This is a genomic window from Shewanella sairae (assembly GCF_023283535.1).
Lineage (GTDB): Bacteria > Pseudomonadota > Gammaproteobacteria > Enterobacterales > Shewanellaceae > Shewanella > Shewanella sairae.
The window spans coordinates 1-801 of sequence record NZ_JAKILT010000200.1 but is presented as its reverse complement, the minus strand read 5'-3'; the positions used below and the strand labels follow the sequence as shown (position 1 = coordinate 801).

Below are 801 nucleotides of genomic sequence, written 5' to 3'. Positions count from 1 at the left end.
GGTAACGCGCCATTTTGGTTAAACCTGCATCACAGCGACTTAGGCCATACGTTGGTATTTGGCCCACCTGGTATGGGGAAATCAACCTTACTGACCACCCTCGTTGCTCAAGCGTTGCGCTATCCCAATAGCCAACACTTCATTATGGATAAGGATTATTCAGCTTATGCCATAAGCCAGTGTGGCGGGGTGCATTATGATATCTGCAAAGACCAAAACATCAGCTTTGCGCCACTGTCTAAACTAAGAGAGGATTTTGACTGGACCGCTGAATACGTTATCAAACTATTGGCGCTCCAAGGTCTACACGTTACGGCAAAGCAAAAAAATGAAATCCTAGCCACATTAAGAGAGCTTGCAGATACACCCGACCTTCAACACATCACCTTAAGTGAGTTTGTGAACGTCGCAGACCTTGAGGTCGCAGAAGCGCTTAAGTACTACACCATTGGCAGTGCAGGGGCATTAATCAACAATGTAGCTGACAGCTTTAAGCAAGCCTCATTACAGGTGTTTGAGATAGGTGAGCTCATGGGCCGCGGTGAGCAAGAGTTGCTGCCTGTATTGTTATACCTGTTCAGGCAAATTGAATTGAGCTTAAACGGTCATCCCGCTTTCCTGTGGATTGATGAAGCCTGGGTAGCCCTTAAAAATCCTGTCTTTAGGGCAATGATTGAAGAATGGTTACGCGTATTACGCAAAAAGAACTGTGTAGTTGCTCTTTTCACTCAAAGCTTGGGCGAAGTAGCCAACTCTGAAATATTTGAGTTACTCATGACCGCTTGCCCAACTAAAATCTTC

General features: G+C 45.6%; 1 pseudogene. It reads left to right on the top strand.

Annotated features, from left to right (window positions below):
• Window positions 1-801, top strand: a pseudogene (locus L2748_RS24150) (conjugal transfer protein TrbE); the annotation flags it as partial.